The organism is Variovorax sp. PBS-H4 (assembly GCF_901827205.1).
Classification (GTDB): Bacteria; Pseudomonadota; Gammaproteobacteria; order Burkholderiales; family Burkholderiaceae_C; genus Variovorax.
On record NZ_LR594675.1, the window covers coordinates 3,705,776 to 3,723,008 of the forward strand.

Consider the following 17,233-nt stretch of genomic DNA (forward strand, 5'->3'; position numbering starts at 1 on the left):
TTACTTCACACAGCGCCACTGCAGCAGCGTGAAGGGAGGGCTCGCCTGGGGGTGGTGTTCGAACACACCCTCCACCTCTGCGCCGATGAAGACCTCCGCCATCGGATCGCCCAACAGGTTGCCCAGCATGCGCACGCCCGGGGCGCCGGGAAGTTCGACCACGACGACCAGATAAGGGCCGTGCCCGTTCAGGCACGCGTGCACCGGATGCCAGGCGCGCTCCCAGCTGAAGATCCGCCCGCGGGGTGCCACTTCTTCGAACGGCGGATCGAAGGCATGGCAGTGATGGCAGATCCACTCGGGGCCATGCTGGAATGTGCCGCAGGCCGTGCAGTGCTGAACCATCACGCGGTTCTCGCGCAGGCCGCTCCAGAAGGGCGCGGACAGGCCGTCCGCCTCCGGCACCGGAATCGGCAGCCCGGCCGGCAGGTACGCTTCGTTTGTCGTGCTGGGTCTCACAGGGTCGCCTCCGATCCGAGAAGTAGATTGCTCACCGGCGTGACCATCGGACCGCCGATCACCAGTGCCACGTCGTTGCGCGGCGCCTGCGCGGTCGATGTGCCGCGCACCTGGCGCACTGCTTCGAGCACCAGTTCGAAGCCGTGCATGTAGCACTCGGCAAGGTTGCCGCCGCTGGTGTTGAGCGGCAGCTTGCCGGCCGGTGCCAGCAGGTTCTCGAGCCGCAGGAAATCGTTGGCCTCACCGGGTGCGAAGAAGCCGTGCTCCGCCAGCGCCATCAGCACGCCACCGGTGAAGTTCTCGTAGCTCTGAACCACGCCGACGTCCTTCGGGCCCAGGCCGGCCATCCGGTACATGTGCGGCGCCACCGTGCAAAAACTCGAGCTCGCATAGTTCGGCTGGTTGTGCGCATTCGCACCCACGCGGTGGTCCGAGCCGGACGCCGTCCCGAGAATATAGACCGGAGTGTTTCGAAAATCCTTCGCACGCTCCGCCGGCACCATGATCACGGCGGCAGCGCCGTCGTTCTCCATGCAGCAATCGAACAGGTGAAAGGGTTCGACGATCCAGCGCGAGTCGTCGTACTTCGCTTCGGTAAGCGGCTTCCCGTACATCACTGCGCGCGGGTTCGACTGCGCGTGGTGGTAAGAGGCCATCGCGATGGCGCGCAATGCCTCCTGCCCTACCCCGTGCTCGTGCATGAAACGCCGCGCTTTCATAGCAAACTTCTGCCCCGGCGAGAGCACGCCGTAGGGCGCCTGGTAGGCCATGTCACCCGCGATGGTCGGCGCCGTCGGCGCCTTGCCGAAGCGGCCGTACTCGCCTTGCGCCAGCGCGCGGAAGGCCACCACGCAATCGGCAAGCCCGGCTGCAATGGCCGCGGCTCCGTTGGCGACAGCCGCGCAATTTCCGCCGCCCCCGCCGCCCCACTGCATCGTGGTTGAACGCAGCTGCTTCGCCCCCAGTGCGGCCGAAAGGCGCGAGGGATCGGTGCGGTCGTTCGAGTACGAGGCGAAGCCGTCGATGTCGCGCGGATCGATGCCCGCGTCCTTGGAGGCCGCCAGCACCGCCCTGAGCGCCAGCTTGAATTCGGCGTCAGGCGACTGGCTGTGCTTGTAGTAGGGAGTTTCTCCGATGCCGACGATGGCAACGCGTCCCCGCAATGATCGATCGCTCATGGCCTTACTCCGGCGACAGGTTGGCCTCGCGCATCACGCGCGTCCAGATCTGCTGGTCGTTGCGGATCAGTTCGCCGAAGGCGGCGGCATTGCCGGGCTGCGGCGTCATGCCCAGGCCCTTGAGCTTCTCCTGCATCGCGGGCTCAGCCACCGCCATGTTCACCGCCTGGTTGATCCGGTCCACGATCTCCGCGGGCGTACCTGCAGGTGCTGCCAGGCCGAACCACGCCATGACGCTGAAGCCGGGCAGCGATTCGGCGATGGCGGGCACCTTCGGCAGCAACGGGCTGCGTGTGGGGGACGACACGCCTAGCATGCGCAGCCGGCCGCCGGCCACGAAGGCATTGATCGCATCGGACGGCGTGGTGATCACGACCTTGACGTCGCCCGCCAGCACCGCGTTGGTGGCCTGCGACGAGCCTTGGTAGGGAACGTAGACCATCTTCAGGCCGGCCATCTGGTTGAAGAGCTCGTTCGCGAGGTGGCCGAGCGAGCCACGGCCAGCGGACGCGTACTCGAGCTCGCCTGGCCGCGCCTTGGCGTACGCGACGAGTTCGGCAATGCTTTTGGCCGGGATCACCGGGTTCAGCAGGAACACCATCGGCGTGGTCGCGACATTCGCTACCGGCGCAAGGTCCTTGATGGCGTCGTAGCCGGCCGTCTTCTGCATCAGCGATGTCGTGACGGTGCTGTTGCCGACCTGCAGCAGCGTGTAACCGTCGGGCGCGGCATTCTTGACGAACTGCGTGCCCATCGTGCCGCTGGCGCCCAGCCGGTTGTCGATGACGATGGGTTGCCCGAGCAGGCGCTGCAACGGCTCCTGCAGGTTGCGGCACAGCAAATCGCCCGTGCCGCCGGCGGCAAAGGGCACGACGATGCGGATCGGCTTGCTCGGGAAGCCCTGCGCCCGGGCCATGCCGAAGGGCAGGCTCGCGAGGGCAGCTGCGCCCATGAGGTGGCGGCGTGAAATCATGGTTTTCATCCTTGAATCAGGCGCGGCAACGGCGCCCTGTTATTTAGCCATTGGTAAGACCATTATGCTTAACGCATGCAACCGGTCAACAGGGGAATGCCGAAGCAGCTGAAGAGCAGCCGCATTCAGCGAACGACACCGGCGCTGGCGAGCGTGTCGACCTCTGCCCGCTCCAGCCCCCAGCCTGCCAGGGCTGCATGCACATCGACGCCCGGCTCGACCCCTGCGGCGGGCAGCGCAGCCGGTGTTCGCGAGAAGCGCGGCGCCGGTGCGGGCTGCACCATGCCGTCAACCTCGACGAAGGTGCCGCGCGCGCGGTTGTGCGGATGCGCGGCGGCTTCCTCCATGGTGAGGACGGGGGCGAAGCACGTCTCGCTGGTCTCGAGTTGTGCGCACCACTCGTCGCGCGTGCGCATGCGGAACACGTCGGCCAGCCGCGCACGGATCGCCGGCCAGTTGGCCGGGTCGGTGCGATCAGGCAGGCCCGCCCTGTCGAGTTCCGTCTGGCGCAGCAGCTCGGCGTAGAACTTCGGCTCGGCCGCGCCGATGCTGATGTACTTGCCGTCGCGCGTCTCGTACACGGCGTAGAACGGCGAGCCGCCTCCGGTCACGCTGCGTCCCCGGCCCGGCCACGCCCCGCCGGCGCGATGGCCGAAGAAGTAGGTCATGAGCGAGGCCGCGCCGTCGACCATGGCCGCATCGACGACCTGGCCCTTTCCCGAACGCGCAGCTTCGATCAGCGCGCACGCCATGCCGAAGGCAAGGTACATGCCGCCGCCGCCGAAGTCGCCGACGAGGTTCAGCGGCAGCACCGGCCGGCCATCCGCTTCGCCGATCGCCTCCAGCGCGCCGGACAGCGCGATGTAGTTGATGTCATGCCCGGGCGCCATGGCCATGGGGCCCTCCTGGCCCCACCCCGTCATGCGGCCGTAGACCAGCTTCGGATTGAGCGCCAGGCACGGCTCGGGGCCCAGCCCCAGCCGCTCCATCACGCCCGGTCGAAAGCCCTCGATGAGGGCGTCGGCGCCCGCAACGAGGCGCTTGATGAGCGCAACGCCATCGTGCGACTTGAGGTCCACGGCAATCGAGCGGCGATTGCGGTCGGTGAAGTAGAAGCGCTGCGCCATCGCGCGAGGCGCGGGTTCGGGCCGATCGATGCGCAGCACCGTCGCACCCATGTCCGCCAGCATCATGGCGGCAAAGGGTCCGGGCGCAAGCCCGGCCATCTCGATGATCCTGAGGCCGCTCAGGGGTCCGGTCGCACTGCTCATCTCCTGCTCCGGGCTCAGGCAGTCGCCATCGATGGCAGTACGTCCGCGGCGGCCTCCTGCAAGCCATTCCCCGCCATGAACTCGGCCGCCACGAAGCCGAAGGTCATCGCCGGCCCGAGGGTGATGCCGCCTCCGGGATATCCGCCCCCCATGACGCTGGCGTTGTCGTTGCCGGCTGCGAAAAGGCCCGGCAGCGGCCGGCCCTCGGCGTCGAGCACGCGCGCGAAACGGTCGGTCCTGATGCCCGCGAAAGTGCCCAGGTCTCCCATGACGATCTTGACCGCATAGAACGGCCCTTCCTTCACCGGCGCGACGCAGGGGTTCGGCCGATGGGTCTCGTCGCCGAGGAATCGGTTGTAGACGCGCCAGCCGCGGCGGAACTGCGGGTCCTTGCCTTCGTGCGCGCCAACGTTGTACGCGTCCACTGTAGTCTGCAACGCCGCGGCATCGATACCGGCCATGCCTGCGAGCTCGCCCAGCGTCTTGCCGCGCATCAGGTAGCCCGAACGAAGGTGTGCGCCCATCGGCAGCGGGAACGGCTTCACGAAGCCGAGTCCGTAGCGGCGAATGGTGCGGTGATCGGCGATCAACCAGGCAGCGACCTCGGACCCGTCGGCACAGTGCTTCTGCATCGCCATGCCCATGTCGTGGTACGAGTCGGACTCGTTGGTGAAACGCCGCCCTGCGCGATTGACGGCAATGATGCCGGGCTTGTAGCGGTCGATCAGGTGTGGAAAGACGCCGGTTTCGCCATTGGCGCGCCACACCTTCGACACCGGAATCCATGCCGCAGCGTTCGGCAGCGTCGCGCTCACCTGGCCACCCACCGACTCGGCCAGTCGCAGGCCGTCACCGGTATTGCAAGGCGGTGCCGGCGACAGGTGCTCGCGTCCGGTCGGCGCATGTGGAAACAATTTCTTCCTGCGCTCAACGTCGTGCGGGAATCCGCCTGCTGCCAGTACAACGCCGCGCCGCGCACCGATCCGTACGCTGCTGCCGTCCGCCTTGCCTACGACGACACCGCTGACGCGCCCACCGTCACGCACCAGCGCCTGGGCAGGCGATTCGAGCCACATCGGGATGCCGAGCTCGAAGGCCGACTTGGCCAGCCGCGCGGCAAGCGCATTGCCGTTGGTCAGCCGCATCGCGCGGCCGTGCAGGATCATCTCCGCCGCGTGCGTCATGAGCCGCTTCGCGACGTACGCCGCCGACTTGAACGAACGCGTCGCGTTGAAGAAATGCCCGACCTCGGCGCTCGAATTGAACATCATGCCCACGAAGGTGATCTCCTTCAGCGGGGGCCGCAGCGCCCGGATGTGTTCGCCGAGCTCGCGCCCATCGAGCGGCGCCGCCATGATCGAACGGCCGGCCATGCGGCCCCCTGGACTCTCGCAGTGGTAGTCAGGGTATTGCGGGAGTGCGATCAGCTTCACGTCGGTCCGGCGCACGAAGAAGTCGACCATGCGCGGCCCGTTGGCAAGAAAAGCCTCCACGCGCTCGCTGTCATAGAAGTCACCGCATTCGTACTTCAGGTAGGCCCGTGCGTCGTCCATCGAATCCGGCTCGGGCTTGAAGGTCGAGATCGGATTGTTGGGAATCCACAGGACGCCGCCCGAGCGAGCCGTCGTGCCGCCGTACAGCGCCGCCTTCTCGAGCAGCAGCACCTCAAGCCCCATCGTGCGTGCGGCTACCGCTGCAGCCATGCCGCCGGCGCCGGTGCCGATCACCACCACGTCGACCGTTTGCTCGAAGCCCTCGCCGGTCGTCTTCATCGGACCACCCTGCCCTGAACCAGCACTGTGCTCACCCGCGCGGCGAGCTCGCGTCCATCGTCCTTCAGCGGCAGGCGCGCATCGGATGCGTAGCTCGTATTCATGGCCGCCTCGTCGGCGAAGCACACCTCGGCAATGCCGTCGATCGGCAGGCTTTCATAGGCGACCGGCTGCCCGGCTGCGTCGTAGCGTGCCGTGACGAGGTTCTGCACGTAGCCGTCGAGCAGCGGCAGATTCCTCACCAGGCTGGCGTGGCGGCCGAACCACGCATGGCGGAAGTCCTCGCGCGTGGCGGCCTTGCGCGTCAGCAGCAGCCAGCGGCGGAACCCGCCGTTTACCGCGCCATGGCGCAAGGCCACGGGCACGTTCGGCTCGCTGTCCAGCGCGAAGAGCACTCCGGCGACACCCTGTATGTCCTTCATCAACGTCGCCCATGCGGACGACTCGACGGCCTGCCGGGCCGCAGTGGCGTCGGCGAAATGCAGATCGACGGACACATCGATGCCATCCGCCTGCGCCACCACGCCGCTGTAAGGCCGGTCGTTTTCGATGTAGTCCGTTGGCACATGGCGCAGGACGCGGTTCACCTGCGCCTGCTGCAGCCCGGGCACCTCGCGCAAAGCCTTGACGGCCATCCGTTCGATTAGATCCGCGGCCGCCGGGGCCGGTTGCGAGGCCGCCAGGCAAAGCGTCTTGATGAGCATCAGGGTCCTTTGTCGTCGGTAGCGTTGGAAAAGTGAAGGTCGAAGAACCGTTGTGCCGCCTCGGCTGCATGCCGCGCGCGCGCCGCCGGTGGCAACGCTGCCTGCGCGACCACCGGCGTCTCCAATTCGAGCTCCGCATCGGCCGGCAGCGCATTGACCACGGATGCCAGGTCGAGCCCGCCTTCGCCCAGATGCCTACGCCCCGACATTGCCTCGTCGAAGAGCGTGCTGCCCGTGGCCAGCTTCGACGGCGCATCGCTGAGCTGCGTGAGATAGACGGTGGCGGGGTCGAGCGCCGCAACATCATCTGCCGTGGCGCCGGAGCGTGCGAGGTGCAGCGTGTCGATCAGGAGCCCGACGTTGGCCGCCCCGCTGGCCGCGATGACCGCCTGGGCCTCCGCGATGGTCTTCAACTCGCTCATCGGCATGAACTCCAGCGCGATCCGGATGCCGGCGTCGGCGGCGGCGGACGCGTAGACGCGCAGCAGCGATGCGACGCGCGCGTGATCCGCCTCGAAACAGCCCTGCAGGATCATCGCCGCTCCGACTGCCCTGGCCGCCTCGACGTTCGCGATCAGGTGCGCGGCTTCCACCTGTGGCGAGAGGTAGTAGCCGCTGATGCTCGAGATCCGGACGCCCTTCCCGGCAGCGGCGGCGCGGATCCTTTCGAATGCCGAACGATCGTCCTCGACCGAAGGCCAGGCATCGCCGGGGAAGCGCCCGCTCACGCGCAGCCCGGCGGCGCCGTAGCCCGCCAACGCGGCGGCATCGAGGGTGTCCAGTGGTGCAGCGTGCGCCCCCAAAGTGAGGAAGCCCAGTGTCAGGCTGGCCGTCTTGCGGTGTCTCGGATTCATCTTGGAATGACCTTGTGCTCCTGCAGTTCGCGCAGACGCTGCACGAACACGCGATCGGTCTCGATGCATGCATGAAAGCCGGCGCGGCGGATCTTTCCGGTCTCGAGCACGACATCGTGAGACATGCGCAGCATGTAGTCGACCCAGGCCCAATCGACGATCTTCGCAATGTCGATGCCGCGCAGCCCCTGCCTCTGTGCGACTCGGTTCCATACGGCTTGCTGATCGGGCATCACATCGGCAAGCGGCATGGTCTTGGGCTGCGCCGCTTCCATGCCCAGGCTCGCCGCGATCACCGGCCATGTGTTGCGCCAACGCGCGGCGTCGCCGTTCGCGACGTTGAATGCCTGGTTGGCCGCTGCCTCGGCGGACGCGGCCCAGCTCGCAGCCGCACCGATCTGCTGGGCGTCGGCGATCTGGTGCAACGCGTCGTAAGCACCAGTACTGCCCGGAAAGCGCAGAGGCAATCCCAGTTCCTTGCAGACGGCAGCGTAGATGCCGATTCCGAGTACCAGGTTCATCGGGTTTCCGACGGCGAAGCCGGAGACGAAAGGCGGAATGAGGTTGACCCACGACCACGCCTGCCCGCGCTGCGCCTGGCACAGGAAGTCTTGCTGGTCATAGTAGAAGTTGGGCGGCAGTTGCCTCGCATCGCTCTCGCGGCACGGCGTGGACACGGCGCCCCACTGGATGCCGTAGAACTTGGCACCCGTCACGAGAACGATCTTGCGCAAACCCGGTGCCGCGGCGCTCGCGGCCTCCACCACGTTGCGCAGCATGCCGAGATTCGGCGCCACCTCTGCGGCCCGGCTTTGCGCCTGCTGGTAGGCCGCATAGAAGACATGGCTGATGTCCTCGTACGGCAAGAGGGCCTGGCGGCAGGCCTGTGGATCCATCAGGTCGACCGCAATGCCCTCCGTCCCGGGAACACAGCCGCCGCCGGAACGCGAGGCGCACAGCACGCGCCAACCGTCGGCCACCAGCCGCTGCGCAATGCCCGTGCCGACAATGCCGCTGGCTCCTGCGACCAGGGCGACGGGTTGTTTGGATGATGACAAGCAAGTCTCCGACGATTTAGAATGGTTATACCATTTTATTTGTCAAACGACGACGGTGAAAATAGAACTACTCGCCCCGCATCCGGGTAAATAACAGGACACATTCATTGGTCCATCCATTAGGCTATTGACGTCCAACCGACTGGAAGAAATTCATGACCGACCGCCCTCTCGTCACCCGCAGGACCGCCATCATCTCGGGCGGCCTGGCGGCCGCATCACTCGGCGCCCTGCCCCTCGCCGGGCTGGCGCAGGGCACCTATCCGGACAAGCCGATCACCCTGGTTTCCCCCTTCGGCGGCGCGGTCGACTTCCTGGCGCGCCTCATCGTCGTGCAACTGAACCAGCGGCTCAACGGCAACGTCATCGTCGACTTGAAGCTCGGCGGCTCAGGAACCATCGGCCTGGCGCACGTCGCGCGAGCCGCTCCGGACGGCTACACCATCGGCATGGGCACCAGCACGGCACTGACCTCGGCGCCTCATCTCATCAAGAGTCCCGGCTACGACGTCGCGCGCTCGTTCACGTACCTGGGCCTGATCCAGACATCGCGCCAAGTGCTTGTGGTGTCGCCGCAGCTCGGCGTCAATACCCTGGCCGAATTCGTTGCGCTCGCCAAGTCCAAGCCGGGCGCGTTGAACTTCGGCTCGTCCGGAATCGGCAACAGCATTCACCTGGCTGCCGAGGAGTTCAACTCGGCCGTGGGCATCAAGGCCGTTCACATCCCTTTCAAGACCGGTCCGGAGACGGATGCGGCCATCATCGGCGGCGAGGTGCAATACACCTTCGCCTCCGTGCCCACGTCGCTTGGCCTGATCAACGCAGGCAAGCTCAAGCCGCTGGTGGTGACAGGTGAGAGTCGTGATCCGTCGCTGCCCAATGTCCCTTCGCTCAAGGAGGCGGGATCTCCCGCAGCGCTGCCCGACCAGCTTTTCGGCATGGTCGCTCCGGCCAACCTGCCGCCTGCCGTGCTGGCCAAGCTCGGCAAGGCCATTCAGGACATGCAGGCAGATTCCGTGTTCCAGGAAGCCGTGCGCAAGGGTGGAGGCATTCCGTCGCAGGTCTATGGGGAGGATTTCCGCAAGCTCGTGCTGGCGGACAGCAAGCGGTGGGGAGACCTGATCAAGCGATTGGGCATCCTGCCGAGCTGAGCGCTTGTCATGCCGCCGGCTTCTTGAATTCACATGTGTACGAGGAGCGACAAGACACATTGACATACATGAGAATCATGGCGGCGTGCATACCGGTCTAAAGTAACGCCATCTCGCCGGTACTTCAGAGCCAGCCCCCATGACGCCAAGACCCTCCGATCACATCCTCATCGTCGACGACGACCGGGAAATTCGGGAGTTGCTTACCACCTACCTCGTCAAGAATGGTTTGCGCGTGGTCGCGGTGCCGACGGGGCGTCACATGCGCGCCGCGCTCGAAGAGTCCGGTCCGTTCGATCTGATCATCCTGGACCTGATGTTGCCGGGCGAGGACGGACTCACGCTCTGCCGCGATCTCCGAACCGGCAAATACAAAGCCACTCCCATCCTGATGCTGACAGCGCGCAGCGATGAAGCCGACCGGATCCTCGGGCTTGAAATGGGGGCCGACGACTACCTGGCCAAGCCCTTCTCTGCGCGAGAGTTGCTCGCTCGGCTGCGCGCGGTGATGCGCCGGACGCGGATGCTCCCACCGAACATGTTGTCCACCGAGGCCGCCCGCAAGCTCGCCTTCGGCGACTGGCAGGTCGATACGAACGCACGCCACCTGCTCGACACGGACGGTGTGATGGTGGCATTGAGCGGCGCCGAGTACAGGCTGCTTCGTGTGTTTCTCGACCATCCGCAGAAGGTGTTGAGCCGGGACCAGCTGCTGAGTCTCACCCAGGGCCGCGAGGCAGAGCTCTTCGAGCGTTCAATCGATCTTCTGATCAGCCGGCTGCGTCAGCGCCTCCGCGACGACGCACGCTATCCCCGCTACATCAAGACGGTAAGAAGCGAAGGCTACGTCCTCGCGTCGACCGTCGAGGCCGTGGATTGAAGTCGCTCTCATCGGTGTCAAGGAACGAACGCCACGCTTCGCGGGCGCCGGGTCCGGCGCATTCTGCACTCCTGCGGGTACTGATGTAAGGGCAAGCGCAGCAAGCGAAGAGGCTGCAGCAATCAGGGCTAGCTTCTTAAGGGCGTGTAAACCTTCATGTCCCTTGGACGCGTATACACAGTGCGATACAGGATTGCCGCAGGTCGTCGCGGTCGAACTCTATAAACCTGCAATCCACTCACCCTTCCCTATCAAAAGAGTTCCGATGTCGATGCCCTACAGCCTTCCTCGCCGCGCGTTCCTTGGGACTGCAGCGATCGGTGTCGCTGCCAGCCAACTGGCCAGCATGTCTGCATTTGCGCAATCCCCCGGGTCGCCCGGTGTGCACGCTGCGGCGAGTTCCGGCCGCGCATTGCCTCTCGACCCCATGGCGCCGCTCAAGAGCATCGACGCGGGCGTGCTCAATGTGGGGTACGTCGAACGGGGCTCCATCAACGGTCCTCCGGTCGTCCTTCTTCACGGATGGCCGTACGACATTCATACGTATGTCGATGTCGCACCCATCCTCGCCGCGGCGGGTTACCGGGTCATTGTTCCGTATCTGCGTGGTTACGGCACGACTCGCTTCTTGGCTGACGAGACGCCACGCAACGGGCAGCCGGCGGCGATCGCTGTCGACATCATCGCCTTGATGGATGCGCTCAACATCCAGAAGGCGACCATCGCTGGATGCGATTGGGGAGCCCGCACAGCGTGCATCATTGCCGCGCTGTGGCCGGCGCGCGTGAACGGACTCGTCTCGGTCAGCGGCTATTTGATCGGTAGTCAGGAAGCCGGCAAGATCCCCCTGCCGCCCGAGGCCGAACTGAAGTGGTGGTACCAGTACTATCTTTCGACCGAGCGGGGCCGCGCCGGCTACGACAAGAACCGGCAAGCCTTCGCGAAACTGATCTGGCAGACCGCTTCACCCAAGTGGGCGTTCGACGATGCGACGTTCGAGCGCAGCGGAGCGGCGCTCGAGAACCCGGACCATGTCAGCATCGTGGTGCACAACTACCGTTGGCGCCTCGGGTTGGCGGAAGGAGAAGCAAAGTATCTCGAACTCGAGAAGAGGCTCGCGCAGGGTCCGCTCATTGCGGTGCCCACCATCACCCTGGAGGGAGATGCCAACGGCGCTCCGCATCCGGAACCCAGCGACTATGCAAAGAAGTTCTCGGGCGCGTACGAACACCGCCTGATCAAAGGTGGCATCGGACACAACCTGCCTCAGGAAGCACCAGAAGCCTTCGCGGCCGCAGTCGTTGCGGTAGCCGGTCGATAGGCCAACAACCCTGGGGGGTGCCTCTCAGGTCAGGCTGGCGGAAACCAGTCTCGGCGCTGGACTGGCAAATTGGCGATGAATGGTAGGACGTACAAGATTCGAACTTGTGACCAACGGATTAAAAGTCCGCTGCTCTACCAACTGAGCTAACGTCCCACACTTCTTCAACTTTTTCTTCGCTCGGTCGGTGTCGAATCCGGCAAAGCCCGAAATTATACCGTCCCGCTACGGGCGATCCGATCCAGCACCCAGCCTGCCGCGCATTGACCGAAGGTGGCCGTCACGCTGACCACGGAGCCATAGCCATGGCAGTTGAGCGAGCCGTCGCCCGCGTCGTCGATGGCGCAGGAGGCATCGGGTGGTGCGACGCTTTCGCGGCTGAAGACGCAGGTCACGCCGATCTTTCGGCCCTCTCGCGGCGCGCCATATTCCTTCCGCAGCCGCTGGCGCAGTTGCGCTAGCAGCGGGTCGTGGGTCACGGCGGCGAGATCGTCTATGTCGACCTTGTGTGCGAGCCGCTTGCCGCCGGCCGCTCCCACCGCGATGAAGCCGGCGCCTGTCTCGCGCGCCCATGCGGCCATCGCGAGCTTGGCTCGAACCTGGTCGCATGCATCGACGACCGCGGCCACCGGTCCGTTCACGGCTTGCGCGCGGGCAAGCAGCGACTGCCAGTTGCCGGGCTCGACAAAGTCGTCGATGGCCAGCACCTCGCAGGCAGGATGGATATGCACGATGCGCTCGCGCATGGCCTCGACCTTCGCCTGTCCGATGGTGCTGTCGAGCGCGTGGATCTGGCGGTTGATGTTCGACTCGGCGATGTGGTCGAGGTCGATCAACGTCAGCCGCCCGACCCCGCTGCGCGCGAGCGCTTCGACGGCCCAGGAGCCGACGCCACCGATGCCGGCGACCAGCACATGGGCGTCGCGGATGCGGGCCGCTCCCGGCACGCCATAGAGGCGATCCAGGCCGCCAAATCGGCGCGCCAGATCAGCGTCGTCGAGGTCGACAGCGGCAAGGGCGGGCTGGACGGCACTCACGTGCGCGAGCCCCGCTTCAGCGCAAGCGCGAAAGGCGCTCGCGGCCGGCCTGCGCCGCCTCCGACTGCGGATAGGCCTTGGTCAGGTCTTCCAGCGTGCGTCGCGCAGCGCGCGTGTCCTTCAATTCGATCTGGCAGTTCGCGATCGACAGCACGGCCTCGGGCGCCTTGGCATGGTCGGGCGCCAGCGACAGCATCGAACGGAAATTGGCGATCGCCTCGTTGTAGTTGCGCGTGGCGTACTGCGCGTTGCCGAGCCAGAACAGCGCCGAGGCGTTGTAGCCGCTCTGCGGATAACGCTTGACGAACTCGGCGAAGGCCGTCTGTGCCTGCGCGAACTGGCCACCGCGGAAGATGCCCAGCGCCGCTTCGAAGTCGGCCTTCTCGCGTGGATCGGCCGAAAATTCTCGCCCGTCGACCGTGACCTTCGAAGGCTCGCTTTTCTTGAGCCGGTCGTCGATCTCGCCCTGGCGCTGCTGCATCTCGGTGATGGTGCGCGTGAGCTGCTCGTTCTGGCCCGTCATGCGCTGCAGTTCGCCGCGCATCTGCTCGATCTGCGTTTGCAGTTCGAGCAGACTGCGCCGCAGCTGCGCGTTTTCGTCGTTCTGGCGCTGCTCGGCCTGCTGGCGCATCGCCTCGACGCGCTGGCGCAGATCGAGGATGGCACGCCGCGCCTCGTCGTCCTCGAACAGCGCAGCCTGCGTGCCGAAAGAGGCGCACAGCAGGGCGGCGGCCAGGGCCGCGCCGCGCAGCGGGGCAACGGCTCGTTGCATCATCGGCGGTACGTGATCTCGGCGCGGCGGTTCTGCGCCCACGCGTCCTCACCGGTACCCTGCGCTGCCGGCTTTTCCTTGCCAAAGCTCACGGCTTCGATCTGGTTGTCGGAGACGCCCAGCAGGTTGAGCGCGCGGCGCACAGCTTCTGAGCGCTTCTGGCCCAGCGCCAGGTTGTACTCGCGGCCGCCGCGCTCGTCGGTGTGGCCTTCGATCGCAACGCGGCGCTGCGGGTTGGCCTTCAGGAAGCGCGCGTGGCCGTCGATCAACGACTGGAACTCGGGCTTGATGGTGTAGCTGTCGAAGTCGAAATAGACGATGCGTGCCACGCCGACCGGGCCCTGCGCGGTCTGGGCATTCGGGTCGATGCTGACCGGCGCCACGCCGCTGGCCGCGCCACCGCCTGAGCCGGTGCCGCCCGAGCGATCCACCACCGGTGCATCGTTGAGCTTGGTGCCGGACGAGCACCCGGCGATGAGCGCCACGATGGCCAGCGAATAAATCGTACGTCTTAACATTTCGAACTCCTCAGGTTGATCATATTCATTGCTTTTGAAACGGACCCCAGTCCGGTTCACGGATGTCTCCTGCCTGCCCGGCCAGTCGCGCCTTGATTTTTCCGTCGAGCGTGGTCGTCATCAGCGCCTCACGGCCTCCCAGCCGGGTGGCGTAGACGATCAGCTTGCTGTTGGGGGCGAAACTGGGATTCTCGTCGGCGGTCGTGTCGGTGAGCGCAGTGACATTTCCGGACGCAAGTTCCATCACGTGGAGTTTGAAGGCGCCGCCGACCCGGGAGATGTAGGCCAACCACCGGCCATCGGCGCTGACCGACGGAGAGATGTTGTAGGTGCCGCTGAAGGTCACGCGGGTGGGGTTGCCCCCGCTTGCGCTCATCTTGTAGATCTGTGGCGCACCGCCGCGGTCGCTCACGAAGTAGATGGTGCCGCCATCGGCGGAGTACACGGGCTCCGTGTCGATGCTGTTGCTCTGCGTGAGTCGGCGCGGCTCTCCGCCGCCCGCGGGGATGGTGTAGAGCTGCGAACCGCCATCGCGGCTCAGCGTGACGGCCAAGGTGTTGCCATCGGGCGCCCAGGCGGGTGCGCTGTTGGAGCCCTTGAAGTTGGCCACGAGCCGGCGCTGCCCGCTTGCCACGCTGTGCACATAGACCACGGGCTTGCGCGACTCGAAGGACACGTAGGCCAGCTGCGTCCCGCTGGAGGACCAGACCGGGGAAATGATCGGCTCCGGGCTCGCGAGCGCAGCCTGCGCGTTCTCCCCGTCGGCGTCGGCCACCCACAGGTTGTAGCGGTTGGCACCCTTGGTGACGTAGGCGATGCGGGTCGAGAAGATGCCTCTCTCGCCGGTCAGCTTTTCGTAGACGTAGTCGGCAACGCGGTGCGCGGCGAGGCGCAGGTCGCCTTGCGGCACGGTGTAGCTCTGGCCGCCGAGGTCTTGCCCGCGCACCACGTCCCACAGGCGGAACTTCACGTCGAAACGGCCATCGGCCAGGCGAGTCACGCTGCCCGCGACCAGCGAATCGGCCGTGCGCTGGCGCCACAGGCTCAGGTCGGGCCGGGAGGCTTCGTCGAGCGACTGGCCGCTGGCATCGACACCGCGGAACTGGCCGCTGCGTTCCAGGTCGGCCTGCACGATGGCGGAGATCTTTTGCGGCGATGCGTCTTCGCCCTTGAAGGGGACGAGCGCAATCGGCAGCTGCGTCAAGCCAACGCCCGAGACTTCAACCCGGAACTGGGCGAAGGCGGGAGCGAAGGGGGAGGCAGCCAGGGCCGCAATCAACGTGCGGCGAACGGAGAACGATGAAGAAGGGGTTGGGGAGATGTCTTGCAACTGCTTTTTCATGCGGTTCGGAGAGCTTTCCGGGAATTTAGTTTCAAGCCCGGAGGAAACGAGGCCACATGGTACACATTGCGATGCACCATCCGTCACAAAACGTGTATGTGCCGGCGCGGTCCTACAAAAGGCGAGAACTTAGAATCCGCCGCCATGCAGCCTTCCCCTGCCGCCGAGTCGGCGCGCCCTCCTCTCACGCGCCGGCTCGCGCGACTCATGACCTGGTTCGGAGGCTCGCGCCACTGGTGGGCCCTGGGCCTCGTCTGCGCCCTCATCGCGGCCGTCACCGAACCGCTGATGGCTGCCATGCTGAAGCCGCTGCTCGACCGCGGCTTCACTCGCGGCCAGCTCCCGCTGTGGGCCATTCCGGCCGCTGTCATCCTGTTGTTCGCCGTGCGCGGGCTGGCGCAGTTCGTTTCGCAGTACGCGCTCGCACGAATTGCGAACGAGGGGATGCAGCGGCTGCGGCGCGTGCTCTTCGAGCGCCTGCTGGCCGCCGAGCTCGCCCTCTTCTCGCGCCAGTCGGCCAGTACCTTGTCGAACACGGTGGTGTACGAAGTACAGACCGGCGCCCTGCTGCTCGTGCAGGCGCTGCTGGGCCTGTCGCGCGACGGCTTCACGCTGATCGCGCTGCTGCTCTACCTTGTGTATCTCAATTGGAAGCTGACGCTGATCGTGGGCGTGCTGGCGCCGTGCGTCGCCTGGATCATCAAGGCATTTTCCAAGCGGCTCTACCGGCTCACGCTGCTCGGTCAGCGCGCGACGGACGAACTGGCCTATGTGGTCGAGGAGAACGTGCTGGCCCATCGCATGGTCCGGCTGCACAACGCCGAGGCCGGCCAGATCCAGCGCTTCGACCGCCTGAGCCACGATCTCCACCGACTGGCGGTGAAGTCCACCATCGCCTCCGCTGCGACCACGCCCCTGACGCAGATCGTCGCGGCGGTCGCGCTCTCCGCCGTGGTCATGATCGCGCTCTGGCAAAGCGGCAAGCAGGGCTTCACCGTGGGCGGCTTCGTCGCCTACATCACGGCCATGCTGATGCTGATCGCGCCGATCCGGCGGCTCGCGGACATGACGAGCCCGATCACGCGCGGTCTCGCAGCGCTCGAGCGTGGCCTTGCGTTGATCGACGAGGTGCCGCCTGAATCCCAGGGCAGTTTCCAGGCCCGGCGCGTGACCGGCCGTATCGAGCTGCGCGCGGTGAACGTCAGCTATCGCGGCGCTGAGGAAGCCCGCGCACTCGACGGCATCAGCCTGACGCTTGCGCCGGGCGAGGTGGTGGCCTTCGTCGGTCCCTCCGGCTCGGGCAAGACGACGCTGGTCAACCTGCTGCCGCGCTTCGTGCTCCCGAGCGCAGGCCAGGTGTTGCTCGACGGGCACGATGTCGGCGACTGGCAGCTCAAGAACCTGCGCTCGCAGTTTGCGATGGTCAGCCAGGACGTGGTCATGCTCAACGACACGCTCGCCGCCAACGTGGCACTCGGCGCCGAGCTCGACCGCGATCGCGTGCTCGCCTGCGTCGAGGCCGCGAACCTGTCGGTCCACGTCGAAGGCCTGCCCGAGGGCATCGACACGGTACTGGGCCACAACGCGACCCAGCTCTCCGGCGGCCAGCGGCAACGCCTCGCCATTGCGCGCGCACTCTACAAGGATGCGCCGGTGCTGCTGCTCGACGAGGCGACATCCGCGCTCGACACGGAATCGGAACGCCTGGTCCAGGAAGCGCTGCAGCGGCTGATGCGCAACCGCACCACGCTCATCGTCGCGCACCGCCTCTCGACCATCCAGCACGCCGACCGCATCGTGGTGATGGACCGCGGACGCATCGTCGAGCAGGGCAGCCACGGACAGCTCATGGCGCTGGACGGGCTGTATGCGCGGCTTCAGGCGAATGCGGTGCGGTCGGCGCCAGAGGGCAGCGAGCCGAGCCTCTGAGGCCTGCGGCATGT

Annotated in this window: 16 protein-coding genes and 1 tRNA gene; 4 read left to right on the forward strand and 13 right to left on the reverse strand. The window is 66.2% G+C overall.

Annotation, left to right across the window (positions count from 1 at the left end; translation table 11 throughout):
• From E5CHR_RS17525 to E5CHR_RS17560, 8 genes are all read right to left on the reverse strand, one after another.
• Entirely contained in the window at positions 1 to 459 is a 459-nt protein-coding gene (locus tag E5CHR_RS17525) for a Zn-ribbon domain-containing OB-fold protein (RefSeq protein WP_162581026.1), read from the reverse strand.
• Positions 456 to 1,637, reverse strand: a complete 1,182-nt coding sequence (locus E5CHR_RS17530) for a thiolase C-terminal domain-containing protein (protein ID WP_162581027.1) — start codon at positions 1,635 to 1,637, stop codon at positions 456 to 458. The genes E5CHR_RS17525 and E5CHR_RS17530 overlap by 4 nt, the downstream gene beginning before the upstream one ends.
• Positions 1,638 to 1,641: 4 nt before the next feature.
• Positions 1,642 to 2,610, reverse strand: a complete 969-nt coding sequence (locus E5CHR_RS17535; RefSeq protein ID WP_162581028.1) for a Bug family tripartite tricarboxylate transporter substrate binding protein — start codon at positions 2,608 to 2,610, stop codon at positions 1,642 to 1,644.
• A 125-nt stretch (positions 2,611 to 2,735) separates the two neighbouring features.
• A complete protein-coding gene (locus tag E5CHR_RS17540; protein WP_162581029.1) occupies positions 2,736 to 3,881 on the reverse strand; it encodes a CaiB/BaiF CoA transferase family protein in 1,146 nt (381 codons plus the stop codon).
• Positions 3,882 to 3,895: 14 nt separating this feature from the next.
• Complete coding sequence (locus E5CHR_RS17545) at positions 3,896 to 5,653, reverse strand: FAD-dependent oxidoreductase (protein WP_162581030.1); 1,758 nt, start codon at positions 5,651 to 5,653, stop codon at positions 3,896 to 3,898.
• Entirely contained in the window at positions 5,650 to 6,357 is a 708-nt protein-coding gene (locus E5CHR_RS17550; protein ID WP_162581031.1) for an EthD domain-containing protein, read from the reverse strand. The genes E5CHR_RS17545 and E5CHR_RS17550 overlap by 4 nt, the downstream gene beginning before the upstream one ends.
• A complete protein-coding gene (locus E5CHR_RS17555) occupies positions 6,357 to 7,211 on the reverse strand; it encodes a sugar phosphate isomerase/epimerase family protein (protein WP_162581032.1) in 855 nt (284 codons plus the stop codon). Before E5CHR_RS17555 ends, E5CHR_RS17550 begins: the two co-directional genes overlap by 1 nt.
• Positions 7,208 to 8,269 carry an SDR family oxidoreductase gene (locus E5CHR_RS17560; RefSeq protein ID WP_162581033.1) on the reverse strand — a complete coding sequence of 354 codons (1,062 nt, stop codon included), beginning with the start codon at positions 8,267 to 8,269 and terminating at the stop codon, positions 7,208 to 7,210. Before E5CHR_RS17560 ends, E5CHR_RS17555 begins: the two co-directional genes overlap by 4 nt.
• Positions 8,270 to 8,424: 155 nt before the next feature.
• Here E5CHR_RS17560 and E5CHR_RS17565 point away from each other — a divergent pair, with 155 nt between their 5' ends.
• From E5CHR_RS17565 to E5CHR_RS17575, 3 genes are all read left to right on the forward strand, one after another.
• A complete protein-coding gene (locus E5CHR_RS17565; protein ID WP_162581034.1) occupies positions 8,425 to 9,420 on the forward strand; it encodes a Bug family tripartite tricarboxylate transporter substrate binding protein in 996 nt (331 codons plus the stop codon).
• Positions 9,421 to 9,559: 139 nt separating this feature from the next.
• Positions 9,560 to 10,300 carry a response regulator gene (locus tag E5CHR_RS17570; RefSeq protein WP_162581035.1) on the forward strand — a complete coding sequence of 247 codons (741 nt, stop codon included), beginning with the start codon at positions 9,560 to 9,562 and terminating at the stop codon, positions 10,298 to 10,300.
• A 265-nt stretch (positions 10,301 to 10,565) separates the two neighbouring features.
• Positions 10,566 to 11,621, forward strand: coding sequence for an alpha/beta fold hydrolase (locus E5CHR_RS17575; protein WP_162581036.1), 1,056 nt, complete (start codon positions 10,566 to 10,568; stop codon positions 11,619 to 11,621).
• Positions 11,622 to 11,701: 80 nt separating this feature from the next.
• Here the strand turns inward: E5CHR_RS17575 and E5CHR_RS17580 are convergent.
• The 5 genes from E5CHR_RS17580 to tolB form a co-directional block, all read right to left on the reverse strand.
• Positions 11,702 to 11,777 (reverse strand) — tRNA-Lys (locus tag E5CHR_RS17580).
• Between the two features lie 56 nt (positions 11,778 to 11,833).
• Positions 11,834 to 12,658, reverse strand: coding sequence for a tRNA threonylcarbamoyladenosine dehydratase (locus E5CHR_RS17585; RefSeq protein WP_162581037.1), 825 nt, complete (start codon positions 12,656 to 12,658; stop codon positions 11,834 to 11,836).
• 16 nt (positions 12,659 to 12,674) lie between these two features.
• Positions 12,675 to 13,430 (reverse strand): tol-pal system protein YbgF, encoded by a 756-nt coding sequence (gene ybgF / locus E5CHR_RS17590; RefSeq protein ID WP_162583767.1) that lies wholly within the window; start codon positions 13,428 to 13,430, stop codon positions 12,675 to 12,677.
• The gene (pal, locus tag E5CHR_RS17595; protein WP_162581038.1) at positions 13,430 to 13,948 is read right to left on the reverse strand and encodes a peptidoglycan-associated lipoprotein Pal; all 519 of its coding nucleotides are present in this window, start codon (positions 13,946 to 13,948) and stop codon (positions 13,430 to 13,432) included. Before pal ends, ybgF begins: the two co-directional genes overlap by 1 nt.
• 25 nt (positions 13,949 to 13,973) lie before the next feature.
• Positions 13,974 to 15,290 carry a Tol-Pal system beta propeller repeat protein TolB gene (gene tolB, locus E5CHR_RS17600; protein WP_174255722.1) on the reverse strand — a complete coding sequence of 439 codons (1,317 nt, stop codon included), beginning with the start codon at positions 15,288 to 15,290 and terminating at the stop codon, positions 13,974 to 13,976.
• Between the two features lie 144 nt (positions 15,291 to 15,434).
• On the opposite strand from tolB, the gene msbA reads away from it, so the two are divergent.
• A complete protein-coding gene (msbA, locus tag E5CHR_RS17605) occupies positions 15,435 to 17,219 on the forward strand; it encodes a lipid A export permease/ATP-binding protein MsbA (RefSeq protein WP_162581039.1) in 1,785 nt (594 codons plus the stop codon).
• The last annotated feature ends 14 nt before the right edge of the window (positions 17,220 to 17,233 follow it).